A 15,073-nucleotide genomic window follows, 5' to 3' on the forward strand; every position below is an offset into this window, starting at 1 on the left:
TTGAACAGCGTATCCGCAGCCACCGACATCCGTCGGCGGACGGCCGAAGCCGCCCGCCGACCCCTTCAGGGGCACGAACCACCGGACACCGGCGGCCCGTTCACTGCTGGTCCTCCCCGGCCTGCGCGCGGATCCGTTCGGCGATCTGCGGCGGCATCGGCTCGTGCCGCGCGTAGGCCCGGTTGAATCGGGCGGTGCCGTGCGAGAGAGAGCGCAGATCGACGGCGTACCGGCCGATCTCGAACTCGGGCACCTCGGCCCGTACGAGAGTGCGTCCGGAGCCCACCTGTTCGGTGCCGATCACCCGGCCGCGCCGGCCCGACAGGTCGCTCATCACGGCGCCCACGTAGTCGTCGCCGACCAGCACGGTCACCTCGGCCACCGGTTCCAGCAGGTGGATCCTGCTGTCCGCGGCGGCCTCGCGCAGCGCGAGCGCGCCGGCCGTCTGGAAGGCGGCGTCGGAGGAGTCGACCGAGTGCGCCTTGCCGTCGAGCAGGGTGACCCGCACGTCGATGAGCGGGTACCCGGCCGCGACTCCCTTGGCGGCCTGCGCCCTCACGCCCTTCTCCACGGAGGGGATGAACTGCCTGGGCACGGCGCCGCCGACGACCTTGTCGACGAACTCGATGCCCGAGCCGCCCGGCAGCGGCTCCACCTCGATCTCGCAGATGGCGTACTGGCCGTGCCCGCCGGACTGTTTGACGTGCCGGCCGCGCCCGGTGGCCCGGTGCGCGAACGTCTCGCGCAGCGAGACCTTGTGCGGTACGACGTCGACCTGGACGCCGTAGCGGCTGCGCAGCCGTTCCAGGGCGACGTCCGCGTGGGCCTCGCCGAGACACCACAGCACCACCTGGTGGGTGTCCTGGTTCTGTTCCAGGCGCATGGTCGGGTCCTCGGCGACCAGGCGGCTCAGCCCCTGGGAGAGCTTGTCCTCGTCCTGTTTGCTGTGCGCCTGGATGGCGAGCGGCAGCAGCGGGTCGGGCATCTCCCACGGCTCCATCAGCAGCGGATCGTCCTTGGCCGAGAGCGTGTCGCCGGTCTCGGCGCGGCCGAGTTTCGCCACGCAGGCCAGATCGCCGGCGACGGCGTGCGTCACCGGACGCTGCTGTTTGCCGAACGGTGTGGACAGGGCCCCGATGCGCTCGTCGACGTCGTGGTCCTCGTGACCGCGGTCCGCCAGACCGTGCCCGGAGACGTGCACCGTCTGGTCGGGGCGCAGCGTGCCGGAGAAGATCCGCACCAGGGAGACCCGGCCGACGTAAGGGTCCGAGGCCGTCTTGACGACCTCGGCGGCCAGCGGGCCGTCGGGATCGCAGGTCTTCAGCTCGCGCGGGGCGCCCCCGACCGTCGTCACCTCCGGGGCCCGGCGCTCCAGCGGGGTGGGGAAACCGCCGGTGATCAGTTCCAGGAGCTCGACGGTGCCGAGGCCCTGCCTGCCGCCCTCGGCCGCGGGGGCGGCGGCCAGGACGGGGAAGAAGGCGCCGCGGGCCACGGCCCGCTCCAGGTCCTGGATCAGGGTCTTGACGTCGACCGGCTCACCGCCGAGGTAGCGGTCCATCAGGGTCTCGTCCTCGCTCTCGGAGATGATCCCCTCGATGAGCCGGTTGCGGGCCTCCTCGATCCGCGGCAGCTGCTCCTCGCCCGGCTCGGACTCCTTGCGCTCGCCGGTGGAGTAGTCGAACAGCCGCTGCGACAGCAGCCCGGTCAGCCCGGTCACGGGCGCGTGCCCGTCCGGGGCCGGCGCGCCGTGCAGGGGCAGGTAGAGGGGCAGTACGGCGTCGGGGTCGTCGGCGCCGAACGCCTCGGCGCAGACCCGGGTCATCTCCTCGAAGTCGGCGCGGGCGGCTTCCAGGTGGGTGACGACGATGGCCCGCGGCATGCCGACGGCCGCGCACTCCTCCCAGACCATGCGGGTCGAGCCGTCCACCCCGTCCGAGGCGGAGACGACGAAGAGGGCCGCGTCCGCCGCGCGCAGACCGGCCCTCAGCTCTCCGACGAAGTCGGCGTATCCGGGGGTGTCGAGCAGATTGATCTTGATGCCGTCCCATTCGACGGGCACCAGCGACAGCTGGACCGAGCGTTGCTGGCGGTGTTCGATGTCGTCGTAGTCCGAGACGGTGCCGCCGTCCTCCACGCGGCCCGCCCGGTTCACCGCCCCCGCGGTCAGCGCGAGGGCCTCCACCAGAGTCGTCTTGCCCGAACCGGAGTGGCCGACCAGCACCACATTCCGTACGGACGCGGGGTGGTCGGCCGCCGTAGCCCTGCCGGCGGCCCCGGGGTGGGTCTGTACCTTGTCGCCCATGGCCTTGCCTCCCGTGCACGGTGAGGTCACTGTGGGCGCGGACACGCGGGACCGCGTGCTGGCGGCTCCGGTGACGCCCGCGGTCCTTCGAGCTTTCCACTCCCGTCACGCTGCGTCCATACGACGGACGCCGCTCGCCCCGGGCGCGGGCCGAGGGGCGCCCCGTCGGCCGGATCCCGCCGCCGGGTGCGGGTGCCCGACGGTCGCACACGCGCGCGCGTGGCTACGATGGGCCAGCCGGCGGCCACCAGGGCCGCGGCCACACCGACCGTCGGGAAGGCCATGCTGAACAAGTACGCGCGTGCATTCTTCACGCGTGTCCTCACACCGTTCGCCGCGTTTCTCATCCGGCGGGGCGTGAGCCCCGACACGGTCACGCTCCTCGGCACCGCCGGGGTGGTCGCGGGCGCGCTGGTCTTCTACCCCATGGGCGAGTTCTTCTGGGGCACGGTCGTGATCACGCTGTTCGTCTTCTCCGACCTGGTCGACGGCAACATGGCCCGTCAGCTGGGCCGCTCCAGCCGCTGGGGCGCCTTCCTCGACTCCACCCTCGACCGGGTCGCCGACGGCGCGATCTTCGGCGGCTTCGCCCTGTGGTACGCGGGCGGCGGGAACGACAACGTCCTGTGCGCGGTCTCCATCTTCTGCCTGGCCAGCGGCCAGGTGGTGTCGTACACCAAGGCGCGCGGCGAGTCGATCGGACTGCCGGTCGCCGTCAACGGGCTCGTCGAGAGGGCCGAGCGACTGGTGATCTCGCTGGTCGCGGCCGGTCTGGCGGGCCTTCACACGTTCGGCGTCCCGGGCATCCAGTACCTGCTGCCCGTCGCCCTGTGGATCGTCGCCGTCGGCAGCCTGGTGACGCTGGTCCAGCGGGTGGTGACCGTGCGCCGCGAGTCCGCGGAGGCCGAGGCGGCGGCCGCGCACGAGAACGCGTCCCAGGGGAGCGAGGCGGCGCAGTGAACACCGCCGACCGGCTCACGGACGCGCTGTACGGCGCCGGCTGGAGCACCGTCAAGAAGCTGCCCGAACCGGCCGCGGTCCGGCTCGGCCGTACCATCGCCGACCTCGCCTGGAAGCAGCGCGGCAAGGGCGTCCTGCGGCTGGAGAGCAACTACGCGCGCGTGGTGCCCGGCGCGGGCCCGGAGCGGCTGGCCGAGCTGTCCCGCGCCGGCATGCGCTCCTACCTGCGCTACTGGATGGAGTCCTTCCGGCTGCCCGCGTGGAGCGCGGACCGGGTCAGGAACGGCTTCGACCCCAAGGACCTCCACCACCTGACCGACGGCCTGGCCGCCGGCCGGGGCGTCGTCCTCGCCCTGCCCCACCTGGCCAACTGGGACCTGGCCGGTGCCTGGGTCACCACCGAGCTGCAGACGCCGTTCACGACGGTCGCGGAGCGGCTCAAGCCGGAGACGCTGTACGACCGCTTCGTCGCCTACCGCGAGGGCCTCGGCATGGAGGTGCTGCCGCACAGCGGCGGCTCGGCCTTCGGCACCCTGGCCCGGCGGCTGCGCGACGGCGGGCTGGTCTGCCTGGTCGCCGACCGGGATCTGTCCGCGTCCGGCGTGGAGGTCGAGTTCTTCGGCGAGCGCGCCCGGATGCCCGCCGGCCCCGCCCTCCTCGCCCAGCAGACCGGGGCGCTCCTGCTGCCCGTCACCCTCTGGTACGACGACTCGCCCGTGATGCGGGGCCGTGTGCATCCCCCGGTCGAGGTGCCCGGGACAGGTAGCCGGGCCGAGAAGACGTCCGTCATGACACAGGCGCTGGCCGATGCCTTCGCCACCGGGATCGCCGACCATCCGGAGGACTGGCACATGCTGCAGCGGCTGTGGCTCGCCGATCTCGACCCCGCGAGGACGCCGTCGTGAGGATCGGCATCGTCTGCCCGTACTCCTGGGACGTGCCGGGCGGCGTCCAGTTCCACATCCGCGATCTCGCCGAGTACTTCGTCCGGCTGGGCCACGAGGTGTCCGTCCTCGCCCCCGCCGACGACGACACCCCGCTGCCGCCGTACGTGGTCTCGGCCGGGCGGGCCGTCCCGGTGCCGTACAACGGCTCGGTGGCCCGGCTGAACTTCGGGTTCCTCTCGGCCGCCCGGGTCAGGCGCTGGCTGCACGACGGCGGGTTCGACGTGGTCCACATCCACGAGCCGACCGCGCCCTCGCTGGGCCTGCTGACCTGCTGGGCGGCGCAGGGGCCCATCGTGGCCACGTTCCACACCTCCAACCCGCGCTCCCGCGCGATGATCGCCGCGTACGCGATCCTCCAGGCGGCGCTGGAGAAGATCAGCGCGCGGATCGCCGTGAGCGAGTACGCCCGGCGCACGCTCGTCGAGCATCTGGGCGGGGACGCGGTGGTGATCCCGAACGGCGTCGACGTGGACTTCTTCGCGCGGGCCGAGCCCAACCCGGCCTGGCAGGGCGACACCATCGGCTTCATAGGGCGCATCGACGAGCCGCGCAAGGGCCTGCCGGTGCTGATGAAGGCCCTCCCCAGGATCCTCGCCGCCCGCCCGCGGACCAGGCTGCTGGTGGCCGGCCGGGGCGACGAGGAGGAGGCGGTGGAGACCCTCCCCGCCGAGCTGCGCTCCCGGGTGGAGTTCCTCGGCATGATCAGCGACGAGGACAAGGCGCGCTTCCTGCGCAGCGTCGACCTGTACGTGGCGCCCAACACCGGCGGTGAGAGCTTCGGGATCATCCTGGTCGAGGCGATGTCGGCGGGCGCGCCCGTCCTCGCCTCCGACCTGGACGCCTTCGTCCAGGTCCTGGACCGGGGCGCGGCCGGCGAGGTCTTCGCCAACGAGGACGCGGACGCCCTCGCCGAGTCCGCCGTACGCCTGCTGGGCGACCCGTCCCGGCGCGCCGAACTGCGCGAGCGGGGCAGCGCCCACGTCCGCCGTTTCGACTGGTCGACGGTGGGCGCGGACATCCTGTCGGTGTACGAGACGGTGACGGCGGGCGCGGCGGCGGTGGCGGCGGACGAACGCTCGGGACTGCGGGCCCGCCTCGGCCTGGCCCGGGACCAGTAGCTCCCCCGCCCGGGGAGCGGGGCGTGGGGGAGCGTCCCGGTAACCTTGCCGCCCGTGACCGTAACCCTCGTCTGGATCCTCGTCGCGCTGGTGGCGATCGGGCTGTACCTGAGCTGGACGGCCGGGCGGCTGGACCGGCTGCACTCCCGGATGGACGCGGCGCGGGCCGCGCTCGACGCGCAGCTGCTGCGCAGGGCGTCCGTCACCCAGGAACTGGCCACCTCGGGCGTCCTGGACCCCGCCGCCTCGATCGTGCTGTACGAGGCCGCGCACGCGGCCCGGCAGGCCGAGGAGGAGCAGCGTGAGGTGGCGGAGAGCGAGCTGAGCCAGGCCCTGCGGGCGGTGTTCGGGGAACCGCAGCAGGTCGAGGCCGTCAGAGAGGCCCCTGGAGGCGACGCGGCGGCCCATGAGCTGGCCGAGGCGGTACGCCGGGTGCCGATGGCCCGGCGCTTCCACAACGACGCCGTGGGGGCCGCCCGCAGGCTCCGTGAGCACCGCAAGGTGCGGTGGTTCCGGCTGGCCGGCCACGCCCCCTTCCCGCTGGCCTTCGAGATGGACGACGAACCCCCCGCGGCCCTGGTGGAACGGGTCTCCTGAATGGGTCGCCCGGGCAGGCCCGGCGGGAAAAGGATCCACCGGCTTCCCATTGGCCCTTGCTGTGGCCTTGTCCCCTCGCGTTTCCTCGGTGCTGAAGACAAATCCTCTTTCCCTTCAGTGAGGTCACCCCGTGTCCACCACGATCCCCACCCCCGCCCAGACCCCCGAGACCGGCACCGCGCGCGTGAAGCGCGGCATGGCCGAGCAGCTCAAGGGCGGCGTGATCATGGACGTCGTCACGCCGGAGCAGGCGAAGATCGCCGAGGACGCGGGCGCCGTCGCCGTCATGGCCCTGGAGCGGGTCCCCGCCGACATCCGCAAGGACGGCGGCGTGGCCCGGATGTCCGACCCGGACATGATCGAGGGCATCATCGAGGCCGTCTCCATCCCGGTCATGGCCAAGTCCCGCATCGGCCACTTCGTCGAGGCCCAGGTCCTGCAGTCCCTCGGCGTCGACTACATCGACGAGTCCGAGGTCCTCACCCCGGCCGACGAGGTCAACCACTCCGACAAGTGGGCCTTCACCACCCCCTTCGTGTGCGGCGCGACCAACCTCGGCGAGGCCCTGCGCCGCATCGCCGAGGGCGCCGCGATGATCCGCTCCAAGGGCGAGGCCGGCACCGGCAACGTCGTCGAGGCCGTCCGCCACCTGCGCCAGATCAAGAACGAGATCGCCCGGCTGCGCGGCTACGACAACAATGAGCTGTACGCCGCCGCCAAGGAGCTGCGCGCTCCCTACGAGCTGGTCAAGGAGGTCGCCGAGCTGGGCAAGCTCCCGGTGGTCCTCTTCTCCGCCGGCGGCGTGGCCACCCCGGCCGACGCCGCCCTGATGCGCCAGCTCGGCGCCGAGGGCGTGTTCGTCGGCTCCGGCATCTTCAAGTCCGGCGACCCCGCCAAGCGCGCCGCCGCCATCGTGAAGGCCACCACCTTCTACGACGACCCGAAGATCATCGCGGACGCGTCCCGCAACCTCGGCGAGGCCATGGTCGGCATCAACTGCGACACCCTCCCCGAGACCGAGCGCTACGCCAACCGCGGCTGGTAATCCCCTCATGTCCGACGAAACACCTGTCATAGGCGTCCTGGCCCTCCAGGGCGACGTACGGGAGCACCTCATCGCCCTGGCCGCGGCCGACGCCGTGGCCAGGCCGGTCAGGCGCCCCGAGGAACTCGCCGAGGTGGACGGCCTCGTCATCCCCGGCGGCGAGTCCACCACCATCTCCAAGCTGGCCGTCCTCTTCGGCGTGATGGAACCGCTCCGCGCGCGCGTGCGCGCCGGCATGCCGGTCTACGGCACCTGCGCCGGCATGATCATGCTCGCCGACAAGATCCTCGACCCGCGCTCGGGCCAGGAGACGATCGGCGGCATCGACATGATCGTCCGCCGCAACGCCTTCGGGCGGCAGAACGAGTCCTTCGAGGCGGCGGTCGACGTCCGGGGCGTCGAGGGCGATCCGGTGGAGGGCGTCTTCATCCGCGCCCCCTGGGTGGAGTCCGTCGGCGCCGAGACCGAGGTGCTCGCCGAGCACGACGGCCACATCGTCGCGGTCCGCCAGGGCAACGCGCTCGCCACGTCGTTCCACCCGGAACTGACCGGCGACCACCGGGTGCACGGTCTCTTCGTCGACCTGGTGCGCGCGAACCGGACAGCGGAGTCCTTGTAGGATCGCAGGCGTCGTTGCAGAGATGGGTTACGCGAAGGAGACAGGCAGATGTCCGGCCACTCTAAATGGGCCACGACGAAGCACAAGAAGGCCGTGATCGATGCCAAGCGCGGCAAGCTCTTCGCGAAGCTGATCAAGAACATCGAGGTCGCGGCGCGCATGGGCGGCGTGGACCTCGAAGGAAACCCGACGCTCTACGACGCCGTCCAGAAGGCGAAGAAGCAGTCGGTCCCGAACAAGAACATCGACTCCGCCATCAAGCGGGGCGGTGGTCTCGAGGCCGGCGGCGCCGACTACGAGACGATCATGTACGAGGGCTACGGCCCGAACGGCGTCGCGGTGCTCATCGAGTGCCTCACCGACAACCGCAACCGCGCCGCCTCCGACGTCCGCGTCGCGATGACCCGCAACGGCGGCTCGATGGCCGACCCCGGCTCGGTGTCCTACCTCTTCAACCGCAAGGGCGTCGTGATCGTCCCCAAGGGCGAGCTGACCGAGGACGACGTGCTCGGCGCGGTCCTCGACGCGGGCGCCGAGGAGGTCAACGACCTCGGCGAGTCCTTCGAGGTGCTCAGCGAGGCCACCGACCTGGTCGCGGTCCGCACCGCCCTCCAGGACGCCGGGATCGACTACGACTCCGCCGAGGCCAACTTCGTCCCGACCATGCAGGTCGAGCTGGACGAGGAAGGCGCGAAGAAGATCTTCAAGCTGATCGACGCGCTGGAGGACAGCGACGACGTGCAGAACGTCTTCGCGAACTTCGACGTCAGCGACGAGGTCATGGAGAAGGTCGACGCGTAGCGCTGCCGCGAGCTGAGTGGTTCGGCGGGCCGAGGGGACACGTCCCACCGGCCCGCCGCTGTTGTCAGTGGCTCCGGATAGCCTGACGGGAGTCAAAGATCGCCGTCCCCGGAGCAAGGGGCGCGGGGAGGGGGCGCGGTGCGCGTACTGGGGGTGGACCCCGGGCTGACCCGGTGTGGGGTCGGCGTCGTCGAGGGGGTCGCGGGACGCCCGCTGACCATGCGTGGCGTCGGCGTCGTCCGCACGCCCGTGGACGCCGAGCCGGCCCACCGCCTCGTCGCCATCGAGCAGGGCATCGAACAGTGGCTGGACGAACACCGGCCTGAATATGTCGCCGTCGAGCGCGTCTTCAGCCAGCACAACGTCCGTACGGTGATGGGCACCGCCCAGGCCAGCGCCGTGGCGATGCTCTGCGCGGCCCGCCGGGGCATCCCGGTCGCCCTGCACACGCCGAGCGAGGTGAAGGCCGCCGTCACCGGCAGCGGCCGCGCCGACAAGGCCCAGGTCGGCGCCATGGTCACCCGTCTGCTCCGGCTCGACGCGCCCCCGAAACCCGCCGACGCCGCCGACGCCCTCGCGCTCGCCATCTGCCACATCTGGCGCGCCCCCGCCCAGAACCGACTCCAGCAGGCCGTCGCCCTGCACGCAGCCAGAACCCCGAAAGGCCGTACGGCATGATCGCCTTCGTGAGCGGCACGGTCGCCGCACTCGCCCCGGACGCCGCAGTGGTCGAGGTCGGCGGTGTCGGCATGGCCGTCCACTGCACGCCGAACACCCTGTCCACGCTCCGCCTCGGCCGGCCGGCCAAGCTCGCCACCTCCCTCGTCGTACGCGAGGACTCGCTCACCCTGTACGGCTTCGCCGACGACGACGAGCGCCAGGTCTTCGAGCTGCTGCAGACCGCGAGCGGCGTCGGCCCCAGACTCGCCCAGGCGATGCTGGCCGTGCACGCTCCGGACGCGCTGCGCCGGGCCGTCGCCACCGGGGACGAGAAGGCACTGATCGCCGTCCCCGGCATCGGCCGGAAGGGCGCCCAGAAACTGCTGCTGGAGCTGAAGGGCCGGCTCGGTGAGCCGATCGGCGCGCCCGTCGTCGGCACGCCCGCCGTCAGCGGCTGGCGCGACCAGCTGCACGCCGCGCTGATCGGCCTCGGCTACGCCACCCGCGAGGCCGACGAGGCCGTGGCCGCCGTGACCCCGCAGGCCGAGGCGGCCGGCCCGACGCCCCAGGTGGGCCAGCTGCTGAAGGCCGCCCTGCAGAACCTGAACCGCGCCCGCTGACCGACCCGACCTCCGAGGCACATCACATGAACTGGGACGACACGACCGACACCCCCGCCGAAGAGCGGCTGGTGGGCCCTGTCGCCGACCGTGAGGACCAGGCCGTCGAGGCCGCCCTGCGCCCCAAGGACCTGGGCGAGTTCATCGGCCAGGAGAAGGTCCGCGAACAGCTCGACCTCGTCCTGCGCGCCGCACGCGCGCGGGGCGCCACCGCCGACCACGTACTGCTCTCCGGCGCGCCCGGCCTCGGCAAGACCACCCTGTCGATGATCATCGCGGCCGAGATGGGCGCCCCCATCCGCATCACCTCGGGCCCCGCCATCCAGCACGCCGGCGACCTCGCCGCGATCCTCTCCTCCCTCCAGGAGGGCGAGGTCCTGTTCCTCGACGAGATCCACCGCATGTCGCGGCCCGCCGAGGAGATGCTGTACATGGCGATGGAGGACTTCCGCGTCGACGTCATCGTCGGCAAGGGCCCCGGCGCCACCGCCATCCCCCTGGAGCTGCCCCCGTTCACCCTGGTCGGGGCCACCACGCGCGCGGGTCTGCTGCCGCCCCCGCTGCGCGACCGCTTCGGCTTCACCGCGCACATGGAGTTCTACGAGCCCACCGAACTGCGGCGGGTCATCCACCGTTCAGCGAGCCTCCTGGACGTGGAGATCGACACCGACGGCGCCGCCGAGATCGCGGGCCGCTCCCGGGGCACGCCCCGCATCGCCAACCGCCTGCTGCGCCGGGTACGCGACTACGCGCAGGTCAAGGCCGACGGGATCGTCACCCGCGAGATCGCCGCGGCCGCCCTCGCCGTGTACGAGGTCGACGCCCGGGGCCTGGACCGCCTCGACCGCGCGGTACTGGAAGCCCTGCTCAAGCTGTTCGGCGGCGGTCCGGTGGGCCTGTCCACCCTCGCCGTCGCGGTGGGGGAGGAGCGCGAGACCGTGGAGGAGGTCGCCGAGCCCTTCCTGGTCCGCGAGGGCCTGCTGGCCCGTACCCCGCGCGGACGGGTCGCCACCCCCGCCGCCTGGGCGCACCTCGGGCTCACCCCGCCCCGCACGGCCGCGGGAAAGGGACAACAGGACTTGTTCGGGGCGTGACGGCGAGGGCATTGGCCGGGGCAGGAACCCAGGTGCCATGCTGAGCGTTGTTCCATGCGCGCGGACTCGCTTAGACTCCGCCGATGCCGCCCTTGCGGGCGGCGCAGCCCACACCCCCATCCCATAGGCCGCTCTCCGTCGCGGTCGCGCGAAGGAAACTCCGTCCCGTGAATACCTTGACCCTTCTCCCCTTCATCGTTCTCATCGCGGCCATGTTCCTGATGACGCGCTCGGCCAAGAAGAAGCAGCAGCAGGCCGCCAACATGCGGAACGAGATGCAGCCCGGTTCCGGCGTCCGCACGATCGGGGGGATCTACGCGACGGTCAAGGAAGTCAACGAGGAGACCGTCCTCCTCGACGCCGGCCCGGGCGTGGACCTCCTCTTCGCGAAGAACGCGATCGGCGCCGTCCTCAGCGACGACGAGTACAACCGCATCGTGCACGGCATCGAGCACGACCTGAAGTCCGACACCGACATCGTCCCCGACGATGCCTCCTCCCTCACCGAGACCGACGAGCCCGCTGCCGCCGACGCTGCCGCCGCCTCCGACGACAAGGCCGTCGACCTCGGCAAGAAGGACGAGGCCGAGGAGAAGGCGAACGCCGCCGAGGCCACGTCGGACGAGGAGCCGAAGAAGACCGACGGCGAATCCGGCGCGAAGTAGTCACGTCCCGGGGAGCACGCCGCGATAGGTTCGCGGCCCGAGCACCCCGGGCGCGTCTGTTTCCCGGACGGGATCCCGACACCATGTCATGGCCGACCGCGCCGACCCGGCGCGGGGCGGCCCGAGAGGGAGTACGAGAAGGTGGCAGCACCTAAGAAGGGCCGGAGCGCGAGTTCCCAGAGCAAGCCGGGGCGCACGCTGGCCCTCATCCTGATCGCCATCGGGGCGCTCACCGGAGGCATGTTCATCTCCGGGAACACCACCCCGCGTCTCGGCATCGACCTTGCCGGCGGTACGAGCATCACGCTCAAGGCTAAGGCCGACCAGGGGTCCGCGATCAACAAGGCCAACATGGACACCGCGGTCGACATCATGAACCGCCGGGTCAACGGCCTCGGCGTCTCCGAGGCGGAGGTGCAGACCCAGGGGAACGACAACATCATCGTCAACATCCCCAAGGGCACCAACTCCAAGCAGGCGCAGCAGCAGGTCGGCACCACCGCCAAGCTGTACTTCCGCCCGGTCCTGGCCACCGAGCCCAGCACCGGGGCCCCGACCCCGAGCCCGTCGCCGAGCGCCTCCTCCGGTGGCAGCACCGCGCCGAGCCCGTCGGCCAGTGCCTCCTCGAAGCAGAAGGCGTCCTCGTCCTCCACCGGGTCCCCGAAGACCACCGGGTCCCCGACGGCCACGGCCACCTCGCAGGGCCGCCCGGTCACCGACGCGCTCAAGGCCGGCTCCACGCCCTCGTCCTCCGCGTCCGCGAGCCCCAAGACCTCGACGGGCTCCAAGACCTCCACGGGCAAGGCCTCCGCGAGCCCGTCCACGGCCCCTTCCGGCGGCATCGCCGCCGACGCGGCGAAGCTCCAGGCCGAGTACAGCGCCCTGAACTGCGCCAAGCCCGCCGCCCGGGCCACCGCCGGCAAGAACGCCAAGCCCGGCGAGTCCACCGTGGCCTGCGGCCAGATCAAGAAGGTCTGGTACAAGTACCTGCTCGGCCCGGCCGCCGTGGACGGCACCGAGGTGAAGAAGGCCCAGGCGGTCTTCGACACCCAGGGCGGTTCCGGCTGGCAGGTCCAGATGAACTTCAACGGCAGCGGATCCAAGAAGTTCGCCGACATCACCGCCCAGCTGGCCAAGCAGCAGCAGCCGCAGAACGAGTTCGGCATCGTCCTCGACGGCGAGGTCGTCTCCAGCCCGTACGTGCAGCAGTCCATCACCGGCGGCCAGGCACAGATCTCCGGCAGCTTCACCCAGCAGGAGGCCCAGAGCCTGGCCAACATGCTGTCCTACGGCGCCCTGCCGCTCTCCTTCCAGGAACAGAGCGTCACCACCGTGACCGCCGCCCTCGGCGGTGACCAGCTGCACGCGGGCCTGCTCGCCGGAGCGATCGGTCTCGCGCTCGTCGTGATCTACCTGGTGGTCTACTACCGCGGCCTGTCGCTCGTCGCGATGGCCTCGCTGCTGGTCTCCGGCATCCTCACCTACGTGATCATGGCGCTGCTCGGCCCGGCCATCCACTTCGCACTGAACCTGCCCGCGGTCTGCGGTGCGATCGTGGCCATCGGTATCACCGCGGACTCGTTCATCGTGTACTTCGAACGCATCCGGGACGAGATCCGCGAGGGCCGCACCCTGCGCCCCGCCGTGGAGCGGGCCTGGCCGCGTGCCCGGCGCACCATCCTGGTCTCCGACTTCGTGTCGTTCCTCGCCGCCGCCGTGCTGTTCATCGTCACCGTCGGCAAGGTCCAGGGCTTCGCGTTCACCCTCGGTCTGACCACCGTGCTCGACGTGGTCGTGGTCTTCTTCTTCACCAAGCCGCTGATGACCCTGCTCGCCCGCCGCAAGTTCTTCGCGGACGGCCACAAGTGGTCCGGCCTCGATCCCAAGGGCCTGGGCGCCAAGGCGCCGCTGCGCCGTACCCGCCGTCCCGCCGGTCACGGAGCCGGCCCTGTCGAGACGAAGGAGGCCTGATCGATGTCGAAACTCGGCAACCTCGGCGCCCGACTGCACCGCGGCGAGATCAGCTACGACTTCGTCGGCCACCGCAAGATCTGGTACGGCGTCTCCATCCTGATCACCATCACGGCCATCCTGGGCCTGGCGGTGCGCGGCCTGAACATGGGCATCGAGTTCAAGGGCGGCGCGGTCTTCACGACACCGACGCACATGAGCACCTCGGTGACCCAGGCGGAGACGTTCGCGAAGGAGGCCTCCGGCCACGCCGCGATCGTGCAGAAGCTCGGCAACGGCAGCCTGCGCATCCAGATCGCCGGCCTCGACACCGGCAAGTCCGACCAGATCAAGCAGACGCTGGCCAAGGACCTGAGCATCGACCCGGAGAAGCTCGCCGCCGACCTGGTCGGCCCCAGCTGGGGCCAGCAGATCGCCAACAAGGCCTGGGAGGGCCTGGCGATCTTCATGGTCCTCGTGGTGATCTACCTGGCGATCGCGTTCGAGTGGCGCATGGCCGTCGCGGCACTGGTCGCGCTGATCCACGACATCACGATCACGACCGGTATCTACGCCCTGGTCGGCTTCGAGGTCACCCCCGGTACGGTCATCGGTCTGCTGACGATCCTCGGTTACTCGCTCTACGACACGGTCGTCGTCTTCGACAGCCTCAAGGAGCAGACGAAGGACATCACCAAGCAGACCCGCTGGACGTACAGCGACATCGCCAACCGCTCGATCAACGGCACCCTGGTCCGCTCGATCAACACCACGGTGGTCGCGCTGCTGCCGGTGGCGGGCCTGCTGTTCATCGGCGGCGGCTTCCTCGGCGCCGGCACCCTCAACGACATCTCGCTGTCGCTGTTCGTCGGCCTCGCGGCCGGTGCGTACTCCTCGATCTTCATCGCCACACCGCTCGTCGCCGACCTCAAGGAACGCGAGCCGCAGATGAGGGCCCTCAAGAAGCGCGTCCTGGCCAAGCGGGCACAGTCCGCGGCGGAGGAGGAGCTGCCCGGGACCCGCTCCGTGCACGGTGACGAGGACGAGGACGCCGCACCCGCCGTCGTCGGCCCCCGCAGCCAGACCGCGTCCCGCAACCGCGGCCGTGGCCGACCCTCCGGGAAGCGCCGATGACCGACATCGAAGAACTGCTGTCCAGCCGCATCCGGGACGTGGCGGACTACCCGGAGCCGGGCGTGATGTTCAAGGACATCACCCCGCTCCTGGCGGACCCGGCGGCGTTCACCGCCCTCACCGACGCCCTCGCGGAGACCGCCGAGCGCACCGGCGCCACCAAGGTCGTCGGGCTGGAGGCCCGCGGCTTCATCCTGGGCGCGCCGGTCGCCGTCCGCGCGGGCCTCGGCTTCATCCCCGTACGCAAGGCGGGCAAGCTCCCCGGAGCCACCCTCCGCCAGGCCTACGACCTGGAGTACGGGTCGGCCGAGATCGAGGTGCACGCCGAGGACCTGACCGCAGGTGACCGGATCCTCATCGTGGACGACGTCCTCGCCACGGGAGGCACCGCCGAGGCCGCGATCCAGCTCATCCACCGGGCCGGGGCCGAGGTCGCCGGTGTCGCGGTCCTGATGGAACTGGGCTTCCTGGCCGGCCGGGCCCGACTCGAGCCAGCCCTGGACGGGGCACCGCTGGAGGCTCTCCTCCAGGTCTGATCCAGCCTGTCCGGGTCCACTCACG

At 71.4% G+C, this 15,073-nt stretch carries 15 protein-coding genes; 14 read left to right on the plus strand and 1 reads right to left on the minus strand.

Annotation, left to right across the window (positions count from 1 at the left end):
* Window positions 1-100 precede the first annotated feature (100 nt).
* Complete coding sequence (locus ACFYMM_RS24080) at window positions 101-2,302, minus strand: elongation factor G-like protein EF-G2 (RefSeq protein WP_388389830.1); 2,202 nt, start codon at window positions 2,300-2,302, stop codon at window positions 101-103.
* A gap of 228 nt (window positions 2,303-2,530) precedes the next feature.
* Here ACFYMM_RS24080 and pgsA point away from each other — a divergent pair, with 228 nt between their 5' ends.
* The 14 genes from pgsA to ACFYMM_RS24150 all read left to right on the plus strand — a co-directional run bounded on the left by pgsA (window position 2,531) and on the right by ACFYMM_RS24150 (window position 15,048).
* Entirely contained in the window at window positions 2,531-3,262 is a 732-nt protein-coding gene (gene pgsA, locus ACFYMM_RS24085; RefSeq protein ID WP_388390079.1) for a phosphatidylinositol phosphate synthase, read from the plus strand.
* On the plus strand, window positions 3,259-4,167 hold the full coding sequence (locus ACFYMM_RS24090; protein ID WP_388389832.1) for a phosphatidylinositol mannoside acyltransferase: 909 nt from the start codon (window positions 3,259-3,261) through the stop codon (window positions 4,165-4,167). The genes pgsA and ACFYMM_RS24090 overlap by 4 nt, the downstream gene beginning before the upstream one ends.
* Window positions 4,164-5,327 (plus strand): glycosyltransferase family 4 protein, encoded by a 1,164-nt coding sequence (locus tag ACFYMM_RS24095; RefSeq protein ID WP_388389834.1) that lies wholly within the window; start codon window positions 4,164-4,166, stop codon window positions 5,325-5,327. Before ACFYMM_RS24090 ends, ACFYMM_RS24095 begins: the two co-directional genes overlap by 4 nt.
* 54 nt (window positions 5,328-5,381) lie before the next feature.
* Window positions 5,382-5,924, plus strand: coding sequence for a hypothetical protein (locus ACFYMM_RS24100; RefSeq protein WP_388389836.1), 543 nt, complete (start codon window positions 5,382-5,384; stop codon window positions 5,922-5,924).
* Window positions 5,925-6,054: 130 nt separating this feature from the next.
* Window positions 6,055-6,969 (plus strand): pyridoxal 5'-phosphate synthase lyase subunit PdxS, encoded by a 915-nt coding sequence (gene pdxS / locus ACFYMM_RS24105; protein WP_388389837.1) that lies wholly within the window; start codon window positions 6,055-6,057, stop codon window positions 6,967-6,969.
* A 7-nt stretch (window positions 6,970-6,976) separates the two neighbouring features.
* Window positions 6,977-7,588 carry a pyridoxal 5'-phosphate synthase glutaminase subunit PdxT gene (gene pdxT / locus ACFYMM_RS24110; protein WP_388389839.1) on the plus strand — a complete coding sequence of 204 codons (612 nt, stop codon included), beginning with the start codon at window positions 6,977-6,979 and terminating at the stop codon, window positions 7,586-7,588.
* A gap of 48 nt (window positions 7,589-7,636) precedes the next feature.
* Window positions 7,637-8,389: a YebC/PmpR family DNA-binding transcriptional regulator gene (locus ACFYMM_RS24115; protein ID WP_365708550.1), complete on the plus strand. Its 753-nt coding sequence runs from the start codon at window positions 7,637-7,639 to the stop codon at window positions 8,387-8,389.
* Between the two features lie 138 nt (window positions 8,390-8,527).
* A complete protein-coding gene (gene ruvC, locus ACFYMM_RS24120; protein WP_388389841.1) occupies window positions 8,528-9,067 on the plus strand; it encodes a crossover junction endodeoxyribonuclease RuvC in 540 nt (179 codons plus the stop codon).
* Entirely contained in the window at window positions 9,064-9,669 is a 606-nt protein-coding gene (gene ruvA, locus ACFYMM_RS24125) for a Holliday junction branch migration protein RuvA (protein ID WP_388389844.1), read from the plus strand. Before ruvC ends, ruvA begins: the two co-directional genes overlap by 4 nt.
* Before the next feature lie 26 nt (window positions 9,670-9,695).
* Window positions 9,696-10,763, plus strand: a complete 1,068-nt coding sequence (gene ruvB, locus ACFYMM_RS24130; RefSeq protein WP_388389846.1) for a Holliday junction branch migration DNA helicase RuvB — start codon at window positions 9,696-9,698, stop codon at window positions 10,761-10,763.
* 167 nt (window positions 10,764-10,930) lie between these two features.
* Entirely contained in the window at window positions 10,931-11,428 is a 498-nt protein-coding gene (gene yajC, locus ACFYMM_RS24135; RefSeq protein ID WP_388389848.1) for a preprotein translocase subunit YajC, read from the plus strand.
* Between the two features lie 141 nt (window positions 11,429-11,569).
* On the plus strand, window positions 11,570-13,399 hold the full coding sequence (secD, locus tag ACFYMM_RS24140) for a protein translocase subunit SecD (RefSeq protein WP_388389850.1): 1,830 nt from the start codon (window positions 11,570-11,572) through the stop codon (window positions 13,397-13,399).
* Between the two features lie 3 nt (window positions 13,400-13,402).
* Entirely contained in the window at window positions 13,403-14,512 is a 1,110-nt protein-coding gene (secF, locus tag ACFYMM_RS24145; protein ID WP_388389851.1) for a protein translocase subunit SecF, read from the plus strand.
* Window positions 14,509-15,048: an adenine phosphoribosyltransferase gene (locus ACFYMM_RS24150; RefSeq protein ID WP_388389853.1), complete on the plus strand. Its 540-nt coding sequence runs from the start codon at window positions 14,509-14,511 to the stop codon at window positions 15,046-15,048. Before secF ends, ACFYMM_RS24150 begins: the two co-directional genes overlap by 4 nt.
* Window positions 15,049-15,073 lie beyond the last annotated feature (25 nt).

Source organism: Streptomyces sp. NPDC006739 (assembly GCF_042869815.1).
Lineage (GTDB): Bacteria > Actinomycetota > Actinomycetes > Streptomycetales > Streptomycetaceae > Streptomyces.

Coding starts and splice junctions, on each gene's coding strand:
- ACFYMM_RS24080 (WP_388389830.1), bottom strand. CDS start 2,302: ATGGGCGACAAGGTACAGACCCACCCCGGGGCCGCCGGCAGGGCTACG.
- ACFYMM_RS24115 (WP_365708550.1), top strand. CDS start 7,637: ATGTCCGGCCACTCTAAATGGGCCACGACGAAGCACAAGAAGGCCGTG.
- pdxT (WP_388389839.1), top strand. CDS start 6,977: ATGTCCGACGAAACACCTGTCATAGGCGTCCTGGCCCTCCAGGGCGAC.
- pgsA (WP_388390079.1), top strand. CDS start 2,531: ATGGGCCAGCCGGCGGCCACCAGGGCCGCGGCCACACCGACCGTCGGG.
- ACFYMM_RS24150 (WP_388389853.1), top strand. CDS start 14,509: ATGACCGACATCGAAGAACTGCTGTCCAGCCGCATCCGGGACGTGGCG.
- secF (WP_388389851.1), top strand. CDS start 13,403: ATGTCGAAACTCGGCAACCTCGGCGCCCGACTGCACCGCGGCGAGATC.
- ruvA (WP_388389844.1), top strand. CDS start 9,064: ATGATCGCCTTCGTGAGCGGCACGGTCGCCGCACTCGCCCCGGACGCC.
- ruvB (WP_388389846.1), top strand. CDS start 9,696: ATGAACTGGGACGACACGACCGACACCCCCGCCGAAGAGCGGCTGGTG.